The sequence below is a fragment of the Lysobacter arenosi genome (assembly GCF_016613475.2).
Classification (GTDB): domain Bacteria; phylum Pseudomonadota; class Gammaproteobacteria; order Xanthomonadales; family Xanthomonadaceae; genus Lysobacter_J; species Lysobacter_J arenosi.
In genome coordinates, this window is record NZ_CP071517.1 from 1,126,755 (window position 1) to 1,148,245 (window position 21,491).

General features: G+C 66.1%; 24 protein-coding genes and 2 tRNA genes. 14 read left to right on the top strand and 12 right to left on the bottom strand.

Annotation, left to right across the window (positions count from 1 at the left end):
• Window positions 1–48 precede the first annotated feature (48 nt).
• From HIV01_RS05315 to HIV01_RS05325, 3 genes are all read left to right on the top strand, one after another.
• Window positions 49–675: a response regulator gene (locus HIV01_RS05315; protein ID WP_200605289.1), complete on the top strand. Its 627-nt coding sequence runs from the start codon at window positions 49–51 to the stop codon at window positions 673–675.
• A 174-nt stretch (window positions 676–849) separates the two neighbouring features.
• Window positions 850–1,296 carry an EF-hand domain-containing protein gene (locus HIV01_RS05320; RefSeq protein ID WP_200605290.1) on the top strand — a complete coding sequence of 149 codons (447 nt, stop codon included), beginning with the start codon at window positions 850–852 and terminating at the stop codon, window positions 1,294–1,296.
• Between the two features lie 55 nt (window positions 1,297–1,351).
• A complete protein-coding gene (locus tag HIV01_RS05325; protein ID WP_200605291.1) occupies window positions 1,352–1,765 on the top strand; it encodes a CBS domain-containing protein in 414 nt (137 codons plus the stop codon).
• A gap of 75 nt (window positions 1,766–1,840) precedes the next feature.
• Here HIV01_RS05325 and HIV01_RS05330 read toward each other — a convergent pair whose 3' ends face one another.
• Window positions 1,841–2,194 carry a hypothetical protein gene (locus HIV01_RS05330; protein WP_200605292.1) on the bottom strand — a complete coding sequence of 118 codons (354 nt, stop codon included), beginning with the start codon at window positions 2,192–2,194 and terminating at the stop codon, window positions 1,841–1,843.
• A 266-nt stretch (window positions 2,195–2,460) separates the two neighbouring features.
• On the opposite strand from HIV01_RS05330, the gene HIV01_RS05335 reads away from it, so the two are divergent.
• From HIV01_RS05335 to HIV01_RS05370, 8 genes are all read left to right on the top strand, one after another.
• Window positions 2,461–3,786, top strand: coding sequence for a sigma-54-dependent transcriptional regulator (locus HIV01_RS05335; protein WP_200605293.1), 1,326 nt, complete (start codon window positions 2,461–2,463; stop codon window positions 3,784–3,786).
• Complete coding sequence (locus HIV01_RS05340; protein ID WP_200605294.1) at window positions 3,783–3,992, top strand: hypothetical protein; 210 nt, start codon at window positions 3,783–3,785, stop codon at window positions 3,990–3,992. Before HIV01_RS05335 ends, HIV01_RS05340 begins: the two co-directional genes overlap by 4 nt.
• 2 nt (window positions 3,993–3,994) lie before the next feature.
• Window positions 3,995–5,827, top strand: coding sequence for a hybrid sensor histidine kinase/response regulator (locus HIV01_RS05345; protein ID WP_200605295.1), 1,833 nt, complete (start codon window positions 3,995–3,997; stop codon window positions 5,825–5,827).
• Between the two features lie 130 nt (window positions 5,828–5,957).
• Window positions 5,958–7,013 (top strand): glycosyltransferase family 4 protein, encoded by a 1,056-nt coding sequence (locus HIV01_RS05350; RefSeq protein ID WP_200605296.1) that lies wholly within the window; start codon window positions 5,958–5,960, stop codon window positions 7,011–7,013.
• A gap of 9 nt (window positions 7,014–7,022) precedes the next feature.
• A complete protein-coding gene (locus tag HIV01_RS05355) occupies window positions 7,023–9,137 on the top strand; it encodes an amylo-alpha-1,6-glucosidase (RefSeq protein ID WP_200605297.1) in 2,115 nt (704 codons plus the stop codon).
• Window positions 9,138–9,183: 46 nt separating this feature from the next.
• Entirely contained in the window at window positions 9,184–9,621 is a 438-nt protein-coding gene (locus tag HIV01_RS05360; protein WP_200605298.1) for a CopL family metal-binding regulatory protein, read from the top strand.
• A 108-nt stretch (window positions 9,622–9,729) separates the two neighbouring features.
• A complete protein-coding gene (locus HIV01_RS05365) occupies window positions 9,730–11,565 on the top strand; it encodes a copper resistance system multicopper oxidase (protein WP_200605299.1) in 1,836 nt (611 codons plus the stop codon).
• Window positions 11,566–11,744: 179 nt separating this feature from the next.
• Window positions 11,745–12,488 carry a copper resistance protein B gene (locus tag HIV01_RS05370; RefSeq protein ID WP_342367063.1) on the top strand — a complete coding sequence of 248 codons (744 nt, stop codon included), beginning with the start codon at window positions 11,745–11,747 and terminating at the stop codon, window positions 12,486–12,488.
• A gap of 18 nt (window positions 12,489–12,506) precedes the next feature.
• On the opposite strand, the gene HIV01_RS05375 is transcribed toward HIV01_RS05370, so the two are convergent.
• The 5 genes from HIV01_RS05375 to HIV01_RS05395 are packed head-to-tail and all read right to left on the bottom strand — an operon-like array spanning window position 12,507 to window position 14,894.
• Window positions 12,507–13,229: an aquaporin gene (locus HIV01_RS05375; RefSeq protein WP_200605301.1), complete on the bottom strand. Its 723-nt coding sequence runs from the start codon at window positions 13,227–13,229 to the stop codon at window positions 12,507–12,509.
• Window positions 13,229–13,612, bottom strand: coding sequence for an arsenate reductase ArsC (locus HIV01_RS05380; protein WP_200605302.1), 384 nt, complete (start codon window positions 13,610–13,612; stop codon window positions 13,229–13,231). Before HIV01_RS05380 ends, HIV01_RS05375 begins: the two co-directional genes overlap by 1 nt.
• 8 nt (window positions 13,613–13,620) lie before the next feature.
• Complete coding sequence (arsN2, locus tag HIV01_RS05385) at window positions 13,621–14,058, bottom strand: arsenic resistance N-acetyltransferase ArsN2 (RefSeq protein ID WP_200605303.1); 438 nt, start codon at window positions 14,056–14,058, stop codon at window positions 13,621–13,623.
• Between the two features lie 12 nt (window positions 14,059–14,070).
• Window positions 14,071–14,562 (bottom strand): ArsI/CadI family heavy metal resistance metalloenzyme, encoded by a 492-nt coding sequence (locus tag HIV01_RS05390; protein WP_200605304.1) that lies wholly within the window; start codon window positions 14,560–14,562, stop codon window positions 14,071–14,073.
• Window positions 14,559–14,894: an ArsR/SmtB family transcription factor gene (locus tag HIV01_RS05395; RefSeq protein WP_425600257.1), complete on the bottom strand. Its 336-nt coding sequence runs from the start codon at window positions 14,892–14,894 to the stop codon at window positions 14,559–14,561. The genes HIV01_RS05390 and HIV01_RS05395 overlap by 4 nt, the downstream gene beginning before the upstream one ends.
• A 125-nt stretch (window positions 14,895–15,019) precedes the next feature.
• On the opposite strand from HIV01_RS05395, the gene HIV01_RS05400 reads away from it, so the two are divergent.
• Both HIV01_RS05400 and cueR read left to right on the top strand, forming a co-directional pair.
• Window positions 15,020–17,236, top strand: coding sequence for a heavy metal translocating P-type ATPase (locus HIV01_RS05400; protein WP_200605306.1), 2,217 nt, complete (start codon window positions 15,020–15,022; stop codon window positions 17,234–17,236).
• Window positions 17,237–17,261: 25 nt separating this feature from the next.
• On the top strand, window positions 17,262–17,720 hold the full coding sequence (cueR, locus tag HIV01_RS05405) for a Cu(I)-responsive transcriptional regulator (RefSeq protein WP_200605307.1): 459 nt from the start codon (window positions 17,262–17,264) through the stop codon (window positions 17,718–17,720).
• Between the two features lie 3 nt (window positions 17,721–17,723).
• On the opposite strand, the gene HIV01_RS05410 is transcribed toward cueR, so the two are convergent.
• From HIV01_RS05410 to HIV01_RS05420, 3 genes are read right to left on the bottom strand one after another with little or no spacing between them, the layout of a single operon-like run.
• The gene (locus HIV01_RS05410; RefSeq protein WP_200605308.1) at window positions 17,724–18,500 is read right to left on the bottom strand and encodes an alpha/beta fold hydrolase; all 777 of its coding nucleotides are present in this window, start codon (window positions 18,498–18,500) and stop codon (window positions 17,724–17,726) included.
• Window positions 18,501–18,516: 16 nt separating this feature from the next.
• Complete coding sequence (locus HIV01_RS05415) at window positions 18,517–19,044, bottom strand: DsbA family protein (RefSeq protein ID WP_200605309.1); 528 nt, start codon at window positions 19,042–19,044, stop codon at window positions 18,517–18,519.
• A 5-nt stretch (window positions 19,045–19,049) separates the two neighbouring features.
• Window positions 19,050–19,541, bottom strand: a complete 492-nt coding sequence (locus tag HIV01_RS05420) for a redoxin domain-containing protein (RefSeq protein WP_200606373.1) — start codon at window positions 19,539–19,541, stop codon at window positions 19,050–19,052.
• 63 nt (window positions 19,542–19,604) lie between these two features.
• Here HIV01_RS05420 and HIV01_RS05425 point away from each other — a divergent pair, with 63 nt between their 5' ends.
• Window positions 19,605–20,543: an alpha/beta hydrolase gene (locus HIV01_RS05425; RefSeq protein ID WP_245156920.1), complete on the top strand. Its 939-nt coding sequence runs from the start codon at window positions 19,605–19,607 to the stop codon at window positions 20,541–20,543.
• Between the two features lie 92 nt (window positions 20,544–20,635).
• On the opposite strand, the gene HIV01_RS05430 is transcribed toward HIV01_RS05425, so the two are convergent.
• The 3 genes from HIV01_RS05430 to HIV01_RS05440 all read right to left on the bottom strand — a co-directional run bounded on the left by HIV01_RS05430 (window position 20,636) and on the right by HIV01_RS05440 (window position 21,404).
• Window positions 20,636–20,711 (bottom strand) — tRNA-Glu (locus HIV01_RS05430).
• A 54-nt stretch (window positions 20,712–20,765) separates the two neighbouring features.
• Window positions 20,766–20,841 (bottom strand) — tRNA-Ala (locus HIV01_RS05435).
• Window positions 20,842–20,888: 47 nt separating this feature from the next.
• Window positions 20,889–21,404: a DUF1249 domain-containing protein gene (locus HIV01_RS05440; RefSeq protein WP_200606375.1), complete on the bottom strand. Its 516-nt coding sequence runs from the start codon at window positions 21,402–21,404 to the stop codon at window positions 20,889–20,891.
• Between the last annotated feature and the right edge of the window lie 87 nt (window positions 21,405–21,491).

The window sequence follows — 21,491 nt, forward strand, 5'->3', positions numbered from 1 at the left end:
GGAAATGTCTTATCCTTCTGGCCGCTCCCTTAGCCAACCGAGGCGAACATGCGCATCGTCTTGGCCGACGACCACCCGATCGTCCGCAGCGGTGTCCGCACCTTGCTGGAGCGCGACCACTCCACGGTGAAGGTGGTCGCCGAAGCATCGACGGCCGATGAACTGCACCGTGCGCTCGATGCGACACCGTGTGACATGGTCATCACCGATTTCAACATGCCTGGCGGCCGCATGTCGGACGGCCTCAGCCTGCTCGGCATGCTCCACCGCAAGTGGCCCGACCTGCCGGTGATAGTGCTGACCATCGTCAGCAATCCGGGCGTGCTCCATTCGATCATGGCCACCGGCGCCCGCGGACTGGTCAACAAGTCCGAAGCACTGAGCGAACTGCATCTGGCGGTCGAGGCCGTGGCACAGGGACGCATATACCTGGGCGCGGCCATGGAGCAGGCACTGCAATCGACCCAGGCCACGGACGGAAAGGTCGCTCTGTCGATTCGCGAATCGGAAGTGTTTCGCCTCTTCGCGTCCGGCCTGACCGTGTCGCAGATCGCCAAGCAGCTCAATCGCAGTGTAAAGACCGTCAGTCGGCAGAAGGTCGACGCGATGGCGAAGCTCTCGATCGAGAACGACATCGACGTGTACACCTATGCGCGACGGCACGGCTTGCTCTAGGCGGAGGCGCCAGCCAGCCGGGGTTCAGCGGCCCGTGACGCCGTCGTGACAAACACGAACCGCGTCGCCGGTTCATCTCGCAAGGTTTCCATCGACCACACCTTACGTTGACGGACGCGCAACGACGTGACCGGCACGCTGGTCGCACCCGAAACGACGCCCATGGAGGCTGTCATGAATCGTGTCACGACTCGTTGTTCCACTGCAGGTGGACTGTTGCTGGCGATGCTGTTGTCGCCAGCGGTGATGGCCGGGCATGGAGACAAGGCCAAGATGATGGACACCAATGCCGATGGCATGGTCTCGGCGTCGGAGCACAGCGCCGGCGCGAAGAAGATGTTCGACGCCATGGATGCCAACCATGATGGCAACGTGACCGCGGCAGAGATGGACGCCAGGCACCAGGCGAAGATGAAGGACGGCAAGACCGTGAAGACCGGCATCTCGTCGGCCGACAAGATCAAGGCCATCGACACCAATGGCGACGGTCAGCTTTCGGCGGCCGAGCACGAGGCCGGATCGCAGAAGAAGTTCGCGGAAATGGACAGCAACAAGGATGGCAACCTGAGCCAGGCAGAGTTCACCGCCGGGCACGAGTCGATGGCCAAGGGCGGCCGCTGATGCGCGCGCCTGGTGTGCGCGTGGCTGGTGAGCTCGCCGCAAGGGAGAAAGCGATATGAAAGTAGGCCAGATCATGACCACCGATGTGTTCCTGACCGATCCGGCAAAGAGCATCCGCGAAGCCGCCCAGACCATGAAGCGCATGGACATTGGCAGCCTCCCAGTCGGCGAAGGCGACCGCATCGTCGGCATCGTCACCGATCGCGACATCACCGTGCGCGCGGTAGCCAACGGCCTGGACGCCGAGACGCTGGTCGGCGATGTGATGAGCGAAGCGATCCACTATTGCTACGACGACGATGATGTCGACGATGTCGCCCGCAACATGGCAGACCTCGAGGTCCGCCGGCTTCCGGTGATCAACCGCCAGCGCCAGCTGGTCGGCTTTGTATCACTCGCGGACTTCGCCTACAGCGGCGACGAGGAATCCTCGGAAGAATTGCTCAAGGGCGTAGCGAAACCGCATTGAGTTGACGACGCATGCGGCGGCCGAAACCGCCGCATGCACCGACCCCTGGTCAACTTGCAAGTACCGCCAAACGCATCATGCCGCGGTGCTCAGCCCGTAAGACTGCGGCTGGCCGCTGGCTGCCCGTCCCGTCTGTTGTTCCATCAAGCGGGTCCACGCCGCGCGTGCCACTGGCAGCGCCTCGTACCAGTCCAGGCGGGAAATTCCGCGCACGCGAAGATAGCTTTGTTCCAGTTCGTCGACGCAATCATCGAATGACTGCCCGCGCAGGTAGGCGCTTAGCCCCAGTTTCACGGCAGGAAGGTAGTCATCGGCCCGGAAGGCCACCACGTACTGGCGGTAATGCCGAAGCCACGATGCGATCTCGCGCTCGATATCCACCACTTCGACGACGCTGGATCGTGTGCCATAGAACAGATTCGTATTCATCCTGACTCCTGAAGTCCGGCAGCTCTAACCAATGGTTGCCTCCGCCAGTGGACTGTCCAACTGGCGGCACAAAAGCACGTTGCAACAACCGTGCCATCGAATCAGGCCCCACAGCGGGGCTGGAGGCGCCGGGGTTCATCGGAGGTTCCAGAGAAACTGAACGTACTGTCGCGATCCGGAAAAACTTGCCGGGCAACCGGCTCTTCTTCAATGCGCGTTCACTCCACCCGGAATAGTCTTCGGGCCTACCTGCTCGGAGCATCACCGTGCCGGCATCCCTGCTGATCGTCGACGACGATCGTAATTTCACTGAATCGGCAGCCGATTTCGCCCGGCTACGCGGGTTCCAGCCCTATGTGGCGCATTCACTCGAGCAATCCCGGCAGTTCGCCCATCTGCCGCCACTCGACCTGCTCCTGCTGGACCTCGAGCTTCCTGATGGCAGCGGCCTGGATCTGCTCGACGATCCGGCGATGCCACAGCATGACCGCGCAATCATCGTCACCGGCCAGCCTTCGGTGGAGAGTGCCATCCAGGCCGTCTCCATGCCGATCGGCGATTACCTTCTCAAGCCGCTGTGCCCGATCCAGTTCGACGCGCTGCTCAAGCAGACCGCAGCCGCGCGCGGCATCCTGCTGTCCGGCGAGAACCGCCATGGAATGATCGGACGCTGCGAAGCGATGTGCCGCGTCCACGAGGACATCGACCGCATCGCGCCATCGGAGGCATCGGTGCTGGTTTCCGGCGCCAGTGGCACCGGCAAGGAGCTGGTGGCGCGGGCCATCCACGTCGCCAGCGGCCGCAGCGGCCCGTTCGTTGCCGTCAACGCGGGCGCCGTCGCCCCCGAACTGCTGGCAAGCCATCTGTTCGGTCACGAACGCGGAAGCTTCACCGGCGCCAGCCATCGCCACGCGGGTTATTTCGAACAGGCGAATGGCGGCACGCTGTTCCTGGACGAAATCACCGAGATGCCACTTGCGTTGCAGGTGTACCTGCTGCGCGTCCTCGAAACCGGCACGGTCACCCGCGTCGGCGGAACCGAGTCGATTGCCACCGACGTGCGCGTGGTCGCCGCGACCAATCGCGACCCGCAACAGGCGCTGGACGCCGGAACGCTGCGCGACGACCTGTTCTATCGCCTCGCCGACTACCAGATCGCGCTGCCGGAGCTGCGCGAGCGCGGAACCGACGTGCAGCTGCTGGCGCAGTGCTTTCTCGACAGCCTCAACGCCCGCCATGGCACCAGCCGGCGCTTCGCCGACGACAGCGATCGCGTAATGCTTCGACACCCCTGGCCCGGCAACGTGCGCGAACTGCGTAGCACCATCCAGCGTTCCTACCTCTCCAGCGACGGATCGCTGGTACGCATCCGTCCCCTGCAGCATCGACCACGCTCCATGCAGGCGGACAGCGGCGGCGTCGGCTTCAGCGTGGGGATGAGCTATGCCGAGATCGAACGGGAGATGTTGATGAGGACGCTGTCCCACTTCGGCAATGACCGCACGCGCACGGCGCAGGCGCTGGGCGTCAGCGTGCGCACCATCCAGAACCAGCTCGCACGCCTGCGCGGCGGCCAGGACCGGTCGGTGTGAACGAGCCGACCGCCAGCGAGGACGTCCGCCGTTGGCGCCACAGCCTGCGCAACGAGCTCAACGTCATCACGATGGCGACCGCGACTGCCGCCGGCCTCATTGATCACGGCGAGAGCCTTGAACGGGTGCGCCAGCACCTGGCCCGGGCGGAGGCGGCATGCCGGCGTTGCCACGACCTGCTCGTGGATTGGCCGGACGGCGCCTGAGCATGCCCACGCATATCGCCGTGCTCATTGGCGACGTGGTCGTTGCGCTGTTGCTGGGTGCACTGTCGACGCTGGGTTACGGCCTGCCTTCGCAGCATCTGCCGATGACCTTCGGCTACGCAGCGGTGCTGCTCGCGGCGGCATTGTTCGGCCGACGATGCGCCTACCTGACCATCGTCGCGATCGTGACCATGGTGCTGCTGCGAGGTCTCCCGCGGCTCGGCCCGCTCGACATGGCCGCGTTCGCCGCGATCGCCACCATCCTCGCCTGGCTGGCAGCGGAGGTGCGGGCGCAGCGCCGGCCCGGCGATGTCCTGCAGCGCTTCCAGGCCGATCGCGACCAGCGCGCCCTGCTCGACCACCTGCCGAAGATGGTGTGGATCGCCGAACCCGACGGCACGATGCGCTACCACAACCGTTACTGGTACGAGTACACCGGACTGAGCGGCGACGAGGGTTGGCAGGCCATCGTCCATGCCGACGACATGCAGGCCGCCATGGAGGCCTGGCGCGATTCGATGGCGACCGCGCAGCCACTGAACCTGGAAATGCGCTTCCGTCGCGCCGACGGCAGCTATCGCTGGCATCTGGTCAAGGGCGTGCCCATCGTCGGCGCCGATGGCAAGGTGCATTGCTGGTACGGCGCCAGCACCGACATCGAGGACCAGAAGCGGGCGCTGGAGACGCTTGCGCTCGCCAACCAGCGAATCAGTCGCTTCCTCGCCGTCCTCAGCCATGAGCTGCGCAACCCGCTGGCCGGCGTCACTACCGCTTCGGACCTGCTTCACCGCGAAGACGCCGATGAACCGCAACGGCAACAGGCCCTCGCCACGCTGCAACGCCAGAGCCAGCACCTGCGACGCATGGTCGATGACCTGCTCGACATTTCGCGCGTGACCCAGGGCAAGGTCGAACTGCGCCGCAGCCTGGTGGAGATCGGCGAACTGCTCGATGAGGTCCATCGCGACAACCTGCACATCGCGCAGCAGCACGGCGTCATCCTGGTACCGCCCGAGCACGAGGGTACGTGCTACGTGCGTGGCGACCACGCCCGTCTGCGCCAGGTGCTCGACAATCTCGTCTCAAACGCCATCAAGGCCAGCGGACGCGGCCAGCGCGTCTTCCTGTCGGTCAGCGAGCGTGACGGCGAATCGACGATCATCGTCCACGACGAAGGTCAGGGCCTGGACGAGGATTTCGTCGCGCGCATGTTCGAGCCGTTCGTCCAATCCCCCGCATGGCAATCGCGTGGACTCGGCCTGGGGCTGAGCATCGTCAAGCACATCACCGAACTGCACGGTGGTCAGGTCAGCGTGCGCAGCGAGGGGCCCGGCCGTGGCTCCACGTTCTCCTTGAAGCTGCCATGCGAAGCGTCCGCAGAATGCGGCGCATGCGACGACGGCCCGGTGCAGATCGCTCCGGCCATCAAGGCCCATGTCCTCATCGTCGAGGACGAGGTCCAGAATGCCGAGGCCTTGCAGACGCTGCTCGAACTGGAAGGCCACCGGGCCAGCATCGCCACGGACGCCGAGACCGCCCTGCGGATGTCGCGTGAGGATCCGGCCGATGTCGTCCTGTGCGACCTGGAACTGAAGGATGGAATGTCGGGTTATGACGTGGCACGAACCCTGCAGTCATCCGACAACCCGCCTTATCTCGTCGCCTATAGCGGCTACGGCCAGCAAAGCGACCGGGACCGCACGCGTCTTGCCGGGTTCCAGCTGCATCTGGTGAAGCCGGCGACCATCGCCGAGATCCTCGCCGCGATCGACGAAGGCCTGCGGCAACGTCACCTTGGATCGCGTGCAACCGCTTGGCCAGCGATCACATCGTAGAAGCCATCTTCGCGGTGCCGCCTGATCCCCGTTAAGGCAACGCTTCGCGCGGCGTGCAGCGCAAAACCCATTCAGCGTTTCCCGGGTCGGACCACACTGCCTACACCGGTGCGGGCGTAATTTCACTGCAATGCGCATTGCCCAGATCGCCCCTCTCTACGAGGCCGTGCCGCCCCTGCTCTATGGTGGAACCGAGCGGGTGGTGGCGCACCTCACCGATGCCCTCGTCGAGGAGGGCCATGAAGTCACGTTGTTTGCTTCGGCCGATACCTGCACTCGCGCCGAACTGGTGGCAATGCGCGACCAGGCCATCCGACTGGACCCGGCGCCCCTGAAGTCGGACCTGGCCGCGCACCTTTCGATGCTTCACGAAGTACGCAGACGCGCCGATGAATTCGACGTGCTGCATTTCCACGTCGACCTGCTGCACTACCCGTTCTTCGAGCGCTGTGCGGAGAAGACCGTGACCACCCTGCACGGTCGCCTTGACCTGAAGGACCTGGCCGGCGCCCACGGCCGCTGGCCGCGGTTTCCGCTGGTGTCGATTTCGGACAGCCAGCGCCACTCGATGGAGGACCTGAACTGGGTCGACACCATCCACCACGGTTTGCCTGAGGACCTGTACGACTTCTCGCCGCAGCCGCAGGGCGGATACCTCGCGTTCCTGGGCAGGATCTCGCCGGAGAAGCGCGTCGATCGCGCCATCGCCATCGCGTTGGCGGCGGGGCTGCCGCTTCGGATCGCCGCCAAGGTCGATTCGGTCGACCGCGCCTACTTCCACGCGGAGATCGAACCGCTGCTCGATTCTCCAGGCATCGAGTACATCGGCGAGATATCCGACACCGAGAAGAATCGCTTCCTGGGCGATGCCCTCGCCCTGCTCTTTCCGATCGACTGGCCTGAACCCTTCGGCCTGGTGATGATCGAGGCGATGGCCTGCGGCACACCGGTGCTCGCCTGGAACTGCGGGTCGGTTCCGGAAGTCGTGGAACCGGGCGTGTCCGGATTCATCGTCTCCTCGGAAAGCGAGGCGGTGGCGACGCTGCCTGCCCTGCTCGCACTCGATCGCCGTGGTATCCGTGACAGCTTCGAGCGCAGGTTCACCTCGGCGGTGATGGCGCGGTCCTACATCGAGCTTTATTGGCGCCTGTTGCGTGAGGCCGCACAGCATCGTCGCACCGGCTGAGGGACGGGCATGGATCCTTCCGCCGCGGCATCGCTCAACACCGGCTATGTCCTCAAGGACGGCGAAACGTTCGTCGTGGCCAATCGCCAGGGCGACATCGAGGGCGGCGCCGACGGCCATTTCCACAATGACACGCGGATGCTGTCGCGGTTCCGGCTGAACCTTGGCGAGACCAGCCCGGTGCTGCTGAGCTCCTACGTCACGCGCGACAACGTCTTCTTTGTCGCCCACATGACCAACCGTCTGCTGCCGCCGCTCGGCGGCACCTCCACCGGCGAAGGCCTGGTCTACATCAAGCGCGTCCGCTTCCTGCACGAAGACCGGATGTACGAGCGATTCAAGCTGCTCAACTACGGCAGCGAACCGGCGCACGTTCCGCTGTGCTTCGAGGTCGCCGCCGATTTCGCCGACATGTTCGAGGTCCGCGGAAGCACGCGCCAGCGCCGCGGCGAGCTGCTGCCGGTGGAAGTGCTCGAGCACGGCCAGGTCTTCCGCTACCGCGGCCTCGACGAGCAGCTCCGCACTTCCTGCGTGACCTTCTCCGACCTGCCCGACCACGTCGGTGGCTCCGAGGCGAATTTCGTCGTCACGCTCGCGCCCGGCGCGCGACGGGTCATGTTCGTCGAGGTGGGCAGCGAGCAGGCGCCGGCCGACCGCAGCCGTTTCCGCGCGGCGGCCGCACAGGCGCGCAAGCGCATGCGCCTTCGCAACCGGCGCAGCGCCCGGATCCACAGCGAAGGCCCGCTGTTCAATGACTGGATGGAGCGATCGCGCGCCGACCTGACCATGCTGACCAGCGAGCTGGACACCGGTCCCTATCCGTACGCCGGCATTCCCTGGTTCTCAACGCCATTCGGCCGCGACGCGGTGATCACCGCGCTGCAGACGCTGTGGCTGGATCCGCAACTGGCGTGTGGTGTGCTGACCTTCCTGGCGCGCCACCAGGCGCAGGAAGAGTCGTCATTCATGGACTCCTCGCCCGGCAAGATCATGCACGAGACGCGCAAGGGCGAAATGTCGGCGCTGGGCGAGTTGCCATTCGGGCGCTACTACGGCGGCGTCGATACCACGCCGTTGTTCGTCGGCCTGGCCGGTGCCTATCTGGAACGCACCGGTGACCTCGCCCTCATCGAATCGATCTGGCCGGCGCTGGAAGCGGCCACGGCGTGGATCGAGCGCGTGTGCGATGCCAACCCGGCCGGCTTCCTGGACTACGCACGCGGTGAAACCAGTGGTCTGTCCAATCAGGGCTGGAAGGACAGTTCCGACTCGGTGTTCCATGCCGACGGTCGATCGCCGCAAGGGCCGATCGCCCTGGTCGAAGTACAGGGGTACGCATTCGCGGCGCTGCGCGCGATGGCCGCCATGGCACGGATGCGCGGCGCCGAGGCCAAGGCCGACGCCTGGGCGCAACGGGCCGAGCGCCTTCGGACCGAAGTCGAGCGACGTTTCTGGATGGCCGACAGCAACTTCTATGGCATCGCCATCGACGGCGCCGGTGAGTTGTGCGCGGTGCGCGCCAGCAATGCCGGACACCTGCTTTACAGCGGCCTGCCAGACAGCGAACGCGCTGCCGCGGTGACGACGCAATTGCTCGACGCGCCGTTCTTCAGTGGCTGGGGCATCCGCACCCTGGCCCAGGACCAGGCGCACTACAACCCGATGTCGTATCACAACGGTTCGGTATGGCCGCACGATTCGGCCATCTGCGCCGCCGGCATCGCCGCCTACGGCCCGCGCTCGGGCGCGGTGCGCCTGCTGCGCGGTGCGTTCGAGGCGGCGGTGCACTTCAACATGCGCCTGCCGGAGCTGTTCTGCGGTTTCCCGCGCTCGCACGGCAGTGCTCCGGTTGCCTACCCCGTGGCATGCCTGCCGCAGGCCTGGGCGGCCGGATCGGCATTCATGCTGGTACAGGCGTGCCTGGGGATCACGATCGATGGGGCGCAGTCGGAGATCCTGCTCGACCGCCCGCAGTTGCCTGTCGGCATCGACGAGATCGTGGTGCGTCGCGTGCCGATCGCCGACACTCACGTCCACCTCGTCCTCAAGCGCTTGAACGAGCGCGTGGGCGTATTCGTCGAAGGTCCCGGCACGGACAGTGTGTCGGTGCGGATCAAGGGCTGAACCGGCGTGGTCGCATGCAGCGCCTGCCCGCGTTAAACTGCGGCCCATGCCCCTGCGTGCATTCCTGCTCCGTGCGCTGCTCTGCCTCAGCCTGGTCCTCAATGGATCGGGCTACGCGGTCGCGTCCACGCAGATGCAGCTGACGCATGTGGCGGCAACGCAGGCTTCGCTGGCTGCGGCTGCGCAGCTTGCCCCGCCCTGCCACGAGCAGCGCCACGACAACAATGCCGCACCGTCCATGCACCTGATGGTGGACATGGCATCGTCCGCCGCCGCTTGCGATGACAGCCAGGGCAGCCACGCTTCTCCTGACTGCTGCCAGTCGTCGCAATGCGCGTGTGATTGCCTGCAGTACGCGACGGCCACCCTTGCCGACGTACCCGCCCTGCCCGCCGTGATCGAGCACGCAGCGGAAATTCGTGCGCTGAGTCCCAGCCACGTCGCTCCGGCGCTCGCAAATCCGATACGACCTCCGATTGTCTGAGTGCCCGGCGCCACTGGTGCCGGCGTTCCATGGCGTTGATGCCGCACGACCGCGTTGCGGTCGGCATTGCGCACCCGCACTCGTTTGCACTACACGGAGCTTTCCCTGATGTCTTTTGATCCCTCTGCCCCGGATTCGGCGCCGAGCCAGTCCCGCCGCCGCTTCGTCACCGGCCTGTCGGTCGGTGGCGTTGCCGCCGGCCTGGGCCTGTGGCGCCTGCCCGCGATGGCCAACCCGGGCCTCGCGACCGCGCCGCAGGTCCTGACCGGCACGCAGTTCGACCTTTCCATCGGCGCCGCCGCCGTCAACTTCACCGGCCATGTCCGGCCCGCGGTCACCGTCAACGGCTCGTTGCCCGCGCCGATCCTGCGCTGGCGCGAAGGCGACACGGTGACGCTGCGCGTGGCCAACCGCCTCGACGTTGCCAGCTCCGTGCATTGGCACGGCATCCTGCTGCCGGCCAACATGGACGGCGTGCCCGGCCTGAGCTTCGACGGCATCCATCCCGGCGAAACGTTCGTCTACCGCTTCGACATCCGGCAGTCGGGCACCTACTGGTATCACAGCCACTCGCTGTTCCAGGAACAGGCGGGGCTGTACGGCGCGATCGTGATCGACCCGCGCGAACCCGCACCGTACCGGCACGACCGCGAGCACGTCATCCTGCTGTCCGACTGGACCGACAAGGATCCGGCGGCGCTGTTCCGGCGCCTGAAGAAGATGTCGGAGTACGACAACCACTACAAGCGCACGGTCGGCGATTTCTTCCGCGATGCCGATCGCGACGGCCTGCCGGCCACGCTGCGCGATCGCGGTGAATGGGGCCGGATGCGGATGACACCGACCGACCTGTCGGACGTCAACGCCAATACCTATACCTACCTGCTCAACGGCCAGGCGCCGGCAGGCAACTGGACCGGGCTGTTCCGCAGCGGCGAGAAGGTGCTGCTGCGCTTCATCAACGGCTCGGCGATGAGCTACTTCGACGTGCGCATCCCGGGGCTGAAGATGACGGTGGTGGCCGCCGACGGTCAGTACATCCATCCCGTGACGGTCGATGAGTTCCGCATTGCCGTGGCCGAAACATTCGACGTCATCGTCGAGCCCAGCGGCCAGGATGCCTACGCGATCTTCGCCCAGGACATGGGCCGCACCGGCTATGCACGCGGCACGCTGGCGGTGCGCCAGGGACTGGAAGCACCGCTGCCGGCGCTGGATCCGCGACCGATCCTGACGATGTCCGACATGGGCCACGGCGGTCACGGCGGCGGCAAGGGCATGGAAGGTGGGTGTGGCGCCAACATGGGCGCAGGCATGAAGGGCATGGAAGGCGGTTGCGGCGCGAACATGGGTCATGACAGCACGGGCCATGGAAGCACCGGCCATGACATGCAGGCTATGGATCACTCCGGCGGCGGCATGCAGTCACACCCGGCCAGCGAAACCGGCAATCCGCTGGTAGACATGCAAACCATGTCGCCGCTGCCGAAACTGGACGATCCCGGCATCGGGCTTCGCGACAACGGTCGCACGGTGCTCACCTACGCCGCGATGAAGAGCCTGTTCGACGACCCCGACGGCCGCGATCCCAGTCGCACGCTCGAACTGCACCTGACCGGGCACATGGAAAAGTTCGCCTGGTCGTTCAATGGCCAGAAGTTCATGGATGCCGAACCGTTGCGGCTGAACTACGGCGAGCGCATGCGGATCGTGCTGGTCAACGACACCATGATGACCCACCCGATTCATCTGCACGGTCTGTGGAGCGACCTGGAAGACGAGCACGGCAACTTCCACCTGCGCAAGCACACCATCGACATGCCGCCGGGCACGAAGCGCAGCTATCGCGTTCGCGCCGACGCGCTCGGCCGATGGGCGTACCACTGCCACCTGCTCTACCACATGGAAGCGGGAATGATGCGCGAAGTGCGGGTGGAGGAATGAGCATGCTGAATTCCCTGCCCCACCCCATGCTCGGTGCTGCTCTCGCGCTTGCCCTGGCAACGCCGGCCTGGGCACAGGACCACTCGCATCACGCCCAGCCGCAGCCCAAGGTTGCAGATCAGCATGCGGATCACTCTGATTCCGCACCGACACAGGAGCCTGTGCACGATCACGCAGCGATGGGTCACGACTCATCCGACCAGGCCCTCGTTCCCGTCGAACCCATCCCGCCGGTCACCGACGCCGATCGCGCCGCAGCGTTCCCCGATCTGGCCCACTCGATGGAGCACGGCGCCGGGATCAACCATTACGTGCTGATCGACCGCCTCGAAGCGGTCAACCTCGACCAGGGCAGCGGCGAAGCCTGGGAACTGCAGGGCTGGGCCGGTGGCGACATCAACCGCTTCTGGTTCCGCAGCGAAGGCGAGCGCGCACGCGGCCACACCGAATCGGCCGACGTCGAGCTGCTGTACGGGCACAGCGTGTCGCCGTGGTGGGATCTCGTCGCCGGCGTGAAGCACGACTTCAAGCCGGGCGATTCGCAGACCTGGGCCGCCCTTGGCGTGCAGGGCATGTCGCCCTACAAGTTCGAGATCGAGGCCACCGCGTACCTGGGCCAAGGCGGCCGCAGTGCCGCCAGCTTCGAAGCCGAGTACGACGTGCTGCTGACCAACCGCCTGATCCTGCAACCGTTGCTGGAGGTCGAGCTGTACGGCAAGGACGATCCTCGCCGCGGCATCGGCTCGGGTCTGAGTACGGTCGAGGCCGGGTTGCGCCTGCGCTACGAGATCACCCGACAGTTCGCGCCGTACATCGGCGTGAGCCATGAGCGTGCCTTCGGCGACACCGCGGACTATCGGCGTGACGAAGGCGAGGATAGCCGCGATACCCGCTTTGTCGCGGGCCTGAGGTTCTGGTTCTGAGTGAGCGTGGCCGGTCCGTCAACGACGACGGGCCGACCACCACTTCACCAGTGACGGCGGTACTGCGCTACGCGCCTGCTTGTCCAAGGGCACCAGCAACTGCGTGACCGCCAGTGCTGCCAGCGCACCGACGACCTGCGCCGCGATGAAGCCGAGGATGTCGTCCGGGCGGATGCCTGCGAAAGTGCGGGTCAACGCCCGCGCCACGGTGACCGCGGGATTTGCGAACGACGTGCTCGCGGTGAACCAGTACGCCGCGAAGATGTAACAGGCGACCAGCGCCGGCACCGCGCCAGGCCGATGCCGAACGCCGAGCAGGATCGTCAGCAGCAGGCCGAACGTGGCAACCGCCTCGCTGAGCCACTGCGAGGCCCCGCTGCGCACATGGTCACCGGGCTGGATCAACTCCAGCCCGAACATGGCGTGCGCGAGGACCACGCCAGCGACGGCGGCGACCAGTTGCACCGCGATGTAGGCCACGGCGACTTCGCCGCGCAGTTCGCCGCGGGCACGCATGGCCAGCGTGACCACCGGATTGAAGTGCGCGCCGGAGATCGGACCGAACAACACGATCAGGACGTACAGCGCTGCGCCCGTTGCGGCGGCATTGGCCAGCAACGCGATGCCATCGTTGCCCGCCGACAGCTCAACGCCCATGATCCCCGAGCCCACCACCGTCGCCAGCAGCAACGCAGTGCCGATGAACTCGGCGGTCAGCCTTTGCAGCAGCGTCGCTTGCATCACAACTGCGCCAGCAGGTTCTTCACCCGCAACGAGATCTCGTCGCGCACGGCGCGGTAGCCGTCATCGTCCATGTGCTTGGGATCGGGCAAGGCCCAGTCCTCGCGGCGCTTGGCCGGCACCCACGGACAGTCATCGCCGCAGCCCATGGTGATGACGGCATCGAACTCGCCTTCGACCTCGTCCAGCGACTTGGAGGCGTGCCCGCCCAGGTCGTAGCCAAGCTCGGACATGAAGCGGACCGCCTTCGGGTTGATCTGGCCCGACGGTCTAGAACCCGCGCTCAGCGCTTCGACGCCGTCACCGCCATGGATGTGGGCGAAGGCCTCGGCCATCTGGCTGCGGTTGGCGTTTTCCACACACACAAACAACACACGTTTCATGGTCGTACTCATCGAGGCTGGAGGTCCTTGCTCATGCATGTCGCCGACGCCGGGCAGATCGAGCGGAATTCGGCACTGCCCTGCACGGCCTGCGGCGCGGCGTCGCGGGCAATGGGCGCGTAGCCACGGGCTGCGAAGAACGGTTCGGCGGTCTGGGTGAGCAACACCAGTTGACGCATGCCGGCGGCGCGCGCGTGTGACTCCAGTGCGTCGACCAGCGTGCTGCCAGTGCCTTTGCCACGTCCGCCCGCCTCAACCGCGAGCGAGCGCAGCAACCCGACCTGCCCGAACGACTGCAGGCCGATCACACCGAACGTCTCACCGCCCTCCCCGGCAATCAGGAAGTCGATGTGCGCGGCATCCAGGTCTTCAACCGGTAGCCCGCTGTCGACCAGCAACGTGCGGATGCGCGCTGCATCCGATTCCCCGCCAATGCGCAGATCCATGTCGCGGCCCGCTCAGCAGCAACTGGAACTGGGCGCGCAGCACGCGGCCGCGCTTGCACGCGCTGCGGGTGCTGGCTGGCCTGCCCGTGGACTGCAGCTGGCGCCTTCGGAATCGCAGGATGCATCCGCGGCGTAGTAGCTGGTGGCTTCGCCGAGCGTGTGGAAGGTTTCCCAGCGTGTGCCCTGCGGGTCGTGCGTCCACATCTTGTCGGAGTTTGCGTAGCAGCAGATCGCGCCGGGCTCGGGAAGGACTTCGCCGCCGGCGGCATCGAGGCGCCGGCCAAGTTCGGACAGCTCGTCGGCTCGCTCCACCTGGATGCCGAGATGGTCGACGCCGGGGGCTCGACCGGTGTTGGAGATGGCGAAGTTGACGCGCGGATCGTCCAGCATCCACTTGGCGTAGTCGCCCTTGACCACGGTCGGCGGCGCTGCGAACAGCTCGGTGTAGAAGCGGATGCTCGTAGCCAGGTCGGCGACGTTCAGGTGCACATGGAAGCGATTCATTGCGAAGCTCCTGTTTTTCGGGGGGCGCATGCGACGGCCGGTTCGCACTCGGCGACGCCGGCACAGCAGTTTTCGGTGAGGTAGGCCAGCAGGTCGTTCATCTGCAGGTAGTTGGCGCGAATCCGGATCACCCTTCCCTCGCGCTGGTCGTGCACCAGGGCGGCGGCACGCAGCACGTTCAGATGGGCCGTGAGCGTTGCCGGCGCCAGGCCCAGGCGCTCGCGCAGTTCGCCGACGGACATGCCATCGGGACCGGCCTGCACCAGCTGACGGAAAGCGGCGAGGCGCGACTCGTGGCCGAGGGCGTTGAGGGCGGCTAGAGCGGATGTCATTTCCATAGTTCGCGAATTTACGAATTATTGAGGCCGTGTCAAGCGGCATCAGCGCCGCCGTTTGACCTTCCCATCATGGGAACCCTCAGGCTCGCTCCATCTGATTGATCTGGAAGGAGTCCCCTATGAGCCCTGCCGTTTCTGCCACTGCCCAGACCCGCGACTGGCGCTTCAGCGTCGCCGGCATGACCTGCGCCTCGTGCGCGGGCCGTATCGAGAAGGCGCTGCGCGCCGTACCCGGCGTGCTCGACGCCAGCGTCAACCTGGCAACGGAACGGGCCCAGGTGCGCGCGATCGACGGCGTCACGCCTCACCAGCTGCAATCGGCGGTGAGCGCGGCGGGCTATAACGCGAAGCAACTCGACACGCCGCCGACCACCGACACAATCGCGGACACGGTCGCCACTCGCGAGCCCATGCCGCGCGAAACACGCCACCTGCCGCTTGCGATGGCGTTGTCGTTGCCGCTGGTCCTGCCGATGATCGGCATGATCGGGGGCCAGCACTGGATGCTGCCAGGCTGGGTGCAGTTCGCCCTGGCGACGCCGGTGCAGTTCTGGCTCGGCGCGCGCTTCTACAAGGCCGGATGGCACGCACTCAGGGCCGGCACCGGCAACATGGACCTGCTGGTCGCGCTCGGCACCAGCGCCGCTTACGGACTGAGCGTTTTTCATCTGCTCAGCCAGAACGCCCAACACGGCCCTGCCCCGCTCTACTTCGAAGCCTCCGCCGTGGTGATCACGCTGGTGCTGCTGGGCAAGTGGCTGGAATCACGCGCCAAGCGCCAGACCACCGAAGCCATCCGCGCCCTTCAAGCCCTGCGCCCGACGACCGCGCGCGTGCGCCGCGCCCATGGCGATATCGATGTCCGCATCGACGACGTGCAGATCGCCGATCGGGTGATCGTTCGCCCGGGTGAACGCTTCCCGGTCGATGGCGTGATTACCGAAGGTCGCACGCATGCCGACGAATCCATGATCACCGGCGAATCGCTGCCAGTGGCCAAGGCCGAGGGCGACCGCGTCACCGGCGGCGCGGTCAACGGCGAAGGCGCGGTGGTCGTGGAGACCACCGCCGTCGGAGCAGAAAGCGCACTGGCGCGGATCATCCGCCTGGTCGAGGACGCGCAGGCAGGCAAGGCACCGATCCAGCGAACGGTCGATCGCGTCAGCGCGGTGTTCGTGCCGGTCGTCATGGCGATCGCACTGGCCACGCTGCTCGGCTGGGGCCTGTTCTCGGGTGACTGGAACCAGGCCATCCTCAATGCCGTTGCCGTCCTCGTCATCGCCTGTCCGTGTGCGCTGGGCCTGGCAACGCCGACCGCGATCATGGCCGGCACCGGGGTCGCTGCCCGCGCGGGCATTCTCATCAAGGACGCGCAAGCGCTGGAAAGTGCGCATCGCATCACCACCGTGGCGTTCGACAAGACCGGCACGCTGACCCAAGGGCGGCCGGTGCTGACCGATACCGTGGCCGTCGACGGCGACGTGCCTGCATTGCTTGCGCTCGCCGCGGCACTGCAGGAAGGCAGCGAGCACCCGCTGGCAAAGGCCGTGGTCGAGGCGGCGCGCGGCCTGCCGCGCACCCGGGTCGCCATTGAGGTGCATGCGGTACCGGGCCGCGGCCTGCGCGGGATCGTCGACGGCAACCCGCTGTTGATCGGCAGCAGCGTAATGATGGAGGACGCCGGCATCGACATCGCGCCACTGCGCGATCAGGCCCGGCCGCTGGCCCTGTCCGGCCACACGGTGTCCTGGCTTGGCGACGCAGCCAACCCGCGCCTGCGCGGACTGCTGGCGTTCCGCGATCAGCCCCGACCCGGAGCGCGCGAAGCGATCGAGCGGCTGCATCGCATCGGCGTGCGCACCGTGATGATCTCGGGCGACAACGAGGGCGCAGCGAAGGCGATAGCCACGCAGATCGGCATCGACGAAGTGCGCGCCAACGTCGCCCCCGCCGACAAGGCCGCGGCGATCGCGTCGCTGCGCGAGCACGGCGTGGTGGCGATGGTCGGCGACGGCATCAACGATGCCCCGGCGCTGGCAGCGGCCGACGTCGGCATCGCCATGGGCAGCGGCACCGACGTTGCCATGCACGCCGCGGCCGTGACCCTGATGCGGGCCGAGCCCGGCCTGGTCGCCGACGCCATCGCTATCTCCCGCCGTACCACGCGCAAGATCCACCAGAACCTGTTCTGGGCGTTCGTCTACAACGTGGTCGGCATCCCGTTGGCCGCACTGGGGCTGCTCGATCCGGTCGTGGCCGGCGCGGCGATGGCACTGTCGTCGCTCAGCGTGGTGTCAAATACCCTTCTGTTGCGACGCTGGCGCCCGCAGCAGTGAACCGCACGCCCCGAGGAATCCCGCAATGCCAAAGCTCCCGCGCCCCCCACGCCCCGAACTCGCCGATGCCCGCCAGCAAGGCCTGCACAACATCGGCGAAGCGGCACAACTGAGCGGTGTCAGCGCCAAGATGATCCGGCACTACGAGAGCATCGGCCTGATCCCGCAGGCCGGTCGCACGTTTGCCGGCTACCGCATCTACAGCGACGCCGACGTGCATCGCCTGGGCTTTATACACCGCGCGCGCCGGCTTGGCTTCTCGATGAAGCAGATCGAGGTCCTGCTTGGCCTTTGGGACGACCGCAGCCGCGCCAGCGCCGAAGTGAAGAAGCTGGCGCAGGCGCATGTCGACGAGCTGACGGCGAGGATCAGCGAGATGCAGTCAATGCAACGCACGCTGCAGGATCTCGCCCGCCGTTGTCATGGCGATGACCGGCCCGATTGCCCGATCCTCGACGACCTGGCGCACCATCAACCCGATTGACGGTCAGCGTGCTGCCGCGGCGCGCTCGATCATCTTCGCGACGGCCGCGGCGTGGGACACCATCACCACGTGCGATGCACCGGCAACCACTTCGGTCTGCTTCGACCCAGCGCGCTTGGCCATGAATCCCAGCGACTGCGGTGGGATGTTCTTGTCCTTGTCACCATAGATGAACCACGACGGGACGCTGGTCCAGGCGGGCGTGCCAGCCTTTTCGTTGAGCGCGGCCTCGGTGATCGGGCGTTGCGTCGCCGCCATCAGCGCGGCTTCCGCCGCCGGCACATCGGCGGCGAACTGCGCATGGAACTTGTCCTGCTGGATGTAGAGATCGGCGCCGCCACCGGTCAACTTCACCGGCGGGGCCAGGGTCGGGCCGAGGGTGCTTCCGGGGAATTTGCCCGACAGCCCGGCCGCCGTCTCCCCGGCTTCGGGCGCGAACGCGGCCACGAACACCAGCGCCTGGACGTTGCCGTGGCCGCGCGCCGCCGTGGAGATGACGCTGCCGCCGTAGGAGTGCCCGACCAGGACCACCGGCGTGGTGACGCTTGCCACGACGTCGGACACGTACTGGCCATCGCTGGCGACACCGCGCAGCGGATTGGCCACCGCCACCACCGGATAGCCATCCTTCTTCAGGATCTCGATCACGCGGTTCCAGCTTGTTGCATCGGCGAAGGCGCCGTGCACCAGGATCACGGTGGGCTTCGCCACCTGCGCCGAAGCGTTTGCGGCGACGAGGCTGCCGGCGGCGAGGGCCAGCGCGACCAACAAGGTCTTCATACGAGTTCTCCCGGGACTATTTGGCGGCCGCTATCAGCTCGGCAATGGCGTCTCGCAGCGCCTCGACGGGTCCGTCGAAGCGCACCGAGTTCAAGAAAAACGATGGCGTTCCGTTGACACCACTGCGCACACCGCCGTTGAAGTCGTTGCGGATCCTCTCGTCGAAGGCATCAGCCTGGATGGCGTCGCGAAGCTCGACCGGATCCAGCCCGAGCCGGCTGACCAGCTCCACGTACAACGGCGCACCAAGACTCTCCTGGTTCTCGTACAGCGCGTCGTGCGCTTCCCAGAAGTGCCCCTTGCTCCCGGCGAACTCGGCCGTGGCCGCCGCGCTGGCCGCGTTGGGATGCAGTTGGGTGATCGGGAAGTTGCGGAACACGAAACGCAGGTCATCTGGAAATTCCGCCTGCAGCTCCTTCACCTGTGGGTAGGCATCGCCGCAATAGGGGCACTGATAGTCCCCGTACTCGACCAGGGTCACCGCAGCGTCTTCATTGCCCTGGATGTGATCGTCCGGGCCTACCGGAATCTTGAGGTTCGCCATGGCGTTCAGCCCGCCTTTCCGGACGATTGCGCCTGGAGCTTGTCCAGCGCATCGAGGATGCCGTCGGCACCGGGATTGACCGCGGTTGGCGACAGGTAGCTCCAGGCGATCGCGCCTTCCTTGTCGATGACGAACAATGCCCGCCGGGTCATGCCGTGCTGGGCGTCGTAGGCGCCGTAGCGCCGCGCCACTTCCCCCTTCGGCTCGAAGTCCGCCAGCAGGTTGAAGCGAAGGTGGCGGTCCTGGGCGAAGGCCTGGTGGCACCAGACGCTGTCGACGGAGATTCCCAGCAACGTCGCACCCGCATCCTTGAACGCAGGCAGCACCTCGTTGTACAGCGCCATCTGGTCGCCGCAGACCGGGCTCCAGTCGGCCGGGTAAAAGGCCAGGATCACGGGGCGCCCGCGAAGTTCGCTCAGCGACAGCGTCTGGTCGGGCGTTGCGCTGAGGGTGAAATCCGGCGCCATCGTGCCGGCAGGCAGTATGGTTTCGGGCATCGGACTCGGCCGGGTATCGGCAGCTGGCATGGCAACTTCCTGCGTATCCGCGTACCCGCGGCATTGCTGCCGAATATGCCCCGGCCGGTGTTAAAGGCTTGCGTATGCGGCATCGCGCAGCAGCGACGACTCCGCGTTTACGCCACCTCGGTCAATGTGGCACGCGGCGTGCCACGACTGGGCGCACCCGATTCACGAACCCGTGGAGCGAACATGACCATCCTGACGATCCGTGCCAATGGCTGGATGCTCGCGGCGCTCATTGCGGTGTCCTGCCTGCTTGCCTTGCCTGTCGCGAACGCGCAGACAAGCGCACCTGCCAAGGCAACCAATGTCGTGCTGGTGCACGGCGCATGGGCCGACGGCTCCAGTTGGGCCGAAGTGATCCCGCGACTGCAGGCCGCGGGCCTGAAGGTCACCGCCGTGCAGAACCCGCTCAGCTCGCTCGATGATTCGGTGGCCGCAACGCGTCGGGCACTGGCCTTGCAGGACGGCCCGACGGTGCTGGCCGCTCACTCGTGGGGTGGCACGGTGATCAGCGAAGTCGGCACCGATCCGAAGGTGAGCGCACTGGTGTATGTCGCGGCGCGCGCGCCGGACGCCGCCGAGGATTTCGTCGCATTGTCGGCAAAGTTTCCCGCCGGCGCGGTGCGCGCTGGCATCCAGACCAACGATGGCTACACGCTGCTCGCGGAGGATGCCTTTCTGAAGTTCTTCGCCAATGGCGTTGAACCGACGAAGGCGAAGACGCTGTACGCGGTGCAAGGATCGACCGCATCGTCGTTGTTCGCAGGACGCACCACCCAGGCCGCCTGGAAAACCAAACCGTCGTACTACGCCGTGTCTCGCCAGGACCAGACGATCAACGCGGACCTGGAGCGATTCCTCGCCAAGCGCATGAACGCAACGACCATCGAACTGGACGCCGGCCACCTTTCGCTGGTGTCGCATCCGCGCGAAGTCGCGGAGCTGATCCTGCGCGCGGCAGGCAGAGCGAAGTAGTCGCGCGCGATCGCCAAGTTGGCATTCGCGCAGAACACGAACGGCAAAAACAATCAGGGCCGCCTCTCGGCAGCCCTGATTGCTTGTCCAACTGGCGTCCCCACGGGGATTCGAACCCCGGTCGCTACCGTGAAAGGGTAATGTCCTAGGCCTCTAGACGATGGGGACAAAACTTTGTTGTAAAACTTTTTGGCACACATCCCATCGAAGAGGTCGAAGAGATGGTGGAGCCAGGCGGGATCGAACCGCCGACCTCCTGCATGCCATGCAGGCGCTCTCCCAGCTGAGCTATGGCCCCACGTGTGCTGGAAAGACGAAAATTCTAGCGGGCGTTCAGCGATGTCGTCAAGCGTTCGCTGCCAGATTTTTTTCGTCGTGTCCGCCAGCGGCTGTGCCGGCGTCAACGGGGCGCAATGTTGCCACACCATGTCCCCGCTCCGCTAGATACTCGAGCCACTTTCCGAGAAACGTGTTCATCTGCGTGCGGTGGTCGAGCACTTCGGCCGGCGGCGGGTACATCCCGATCACGTCCTGCCAGCGTCGCCCGACGTAGCAATGGGTGACCTCGAGCTGGCGGGCGTCGTGGTAAAGGCGCAGAAACGCCGAGGGATCAGGCTCCCCGGTGACCGGATCACGCATGGCGTAGGTCATGCGCAGCTCGGTGGTGTAGCGGTGCTGCTCGATCACGTCCAGCTGCAGGTCCAGGTGGTCGCCGGCACTGGAGCGGTAGGTACCGACCAGCAATCCCGCCGGCGGGAACATCCGCGTGAACCTCTCATGGTTTTCCGCGTACAGACCCATCAGCCAGCCGAAGCGACTCAGGCGGGGAATGCGTGCGCTGCGTGTGGCCAAGGACGTCATCATGCGCCCGATCCTACACGCGACGGCGCCCGCGCGGCAGCGTTGACGCCCTGCCCCGGTAGGCCTACGGTAAGCATTCCTCGCGTC

What these genes read in the sequence shown, in the direction of transcription:
- HIV01_RS05355 (WP_200605297.1), top strand. Translation starts at nt 7,023, where the DNA reads ATGGATCCTTCCGCCGCGGCATCGCTCAACACCGGCTATGTCCTCAAG.
- HIV01_RS05420 (WP_200606373.1), bottom strand. Translation starts at nt 19,541, where the DNA reads ATGCCCGAAACCATACTGCCTGCCGGCACGATGGCGCCGGATTTCACC.
- arsN2 (WP_200605303.1), bottom strand. Translation starts at nt 14,058, where the DNA reads ATGGATCTGCGCATTGGCGGGGAATCGGATGCAGCGCGCATCCGCACG.
- HIV01_RS05345 (WP_200605295.1), top strand. Translation starts at nt 3,995, where the DNA reads ATGCCCACGCATATCGCCGTGCTCATTGGCGACGTGGTCGTTGCGCTG.
- HIV01_RS05380 (WP_200605302.1), bottom strand. Translation starts at nt 13,612, where the DNA reads ATGAAACGTGTGTTGTTTGTGTGTGTGGAAAACGCCAACCGCAGCCAG.
- cueR (WP_200605307.1), top strand. Translation starts at nt 17,262, where the DNA reads ATGCCAAAGCTCCCGCGCCCCCCACGCCCCGAACTCGCCGATGCCCGC.
- HIV01_RS05365 (WP_200605299.1), top strand. Translation starts at nt 9,730, where the DNA reads ATGTCTTTTGATCCCTCTGCCCCGGATTCGGCGCCGAGCCAGTCCCGC.
- HIV01_RS05370 (WP_342367063.1), top strand. Translation starts at nt 11,745, where the DNA reads ATGGGTCACGACTCATCCGACCAGGCCCTCGTTCCCGTCGAACCCATC.
- HIV01_RS05390 (WP_200605304.1), bottom strand. Translation starts at nt 14,562, where the DNA reads ATGAATCGCTTCCATGTGCACCTGAACGTCGCCGACCTGGCTACGAGC.
- HIV01_RS05350 (WP_200605296.1), top strand. Translation starts at nt 5,958, where the DNA reads ATGCGCATTGCCCAGATCGCCCCTCTCTACGAGGCCGTGCCGCCCCTG.
- HIV01_RS05440 (WP_200606375.1), bottom strand. Translation starts at nt 21,404, where the DNA reads ATGACGTCCTTGGCCACACGCAGCGCACGCATTCCCCGCCTGAGTCGC.
- HIV01_RS05410 (WP_200605308.1), bottom strand. Translation starts at nt 18,500, where the DNA reads ATGAAGACCTTGTTGGTCGCGCTGGCCCTCGCCGCCGGCAGCCTCGTC.
- HIV01_RS05360 (WP_200605298.1), top strand. Translation starts at nt 9,184, where the DNA reads ATGCCCCTGCGTGCATTCCTGCTCCGTGCGCTGCTCTGCCTCAGCCTG.
- HIV01_RS05375 (WP_200605301.1), bottom strand. Translation starts at nt 13,229, where the DNA reads ATGCAAGCGACGCTGCTGCAAAGGCTGACCGCCGAGTTCATCGGCACT.
- HIV01_RS05325 (WP_200605291.1), top strand. Translation starts at nt 1,352, where the DNA reads ATGAAAGTAGGCCAGATCATGACCACCGATGTGTTCCTGACCGATCCG.
- HIV01_RS05400 (WP_200605306.1), top strand. Translation starts at nt 15,020, where the DNA reads ATGAGCCCTGCCGTTTCTGCCACTGCCCAGACCCGCGACTGGCGCTTC.
- HIV01_RS05395 (WP_425600257.1), bottom strand. Translation starts at nt 14,894, where the DNA reads ATGACATCCGCTCTAGCCGCCCTCAACGCCCTCGGCCACGAGTCGCGC.
- HIV01_RS05315 (WP_200605289.1), top strand. Translation starts at nt 49, where the DNA reads ATGCGCATCGTCTTGGCCGACGACCACCCGATCGTCCGCAGCGGTGTC.
- HIV01_RS05330 (WP_200605292.1), bottom strand. Translation starts at nt 2,194, where the DNA reads ATGAATACGAATCTGTTCTATGGCACACGATCCAGCGTCGTCGAAGTG.
- HIV01_RS05415 (WP_200605309.1), bottom strand. Translation starts at nt 19,044, where the DNA reads ATGGCGAACCTCAAGATTCCGGTAGGCCCGGACGATCACATCCAGGGC.
- HIV01_RS05320 (WP_200605290.1), top strand. Translation starts at nt 850, where the DNA reads ATGAATCGTGTCACGACTCGTTGTTCCACTGCAGGTGGACTGTTGCTG.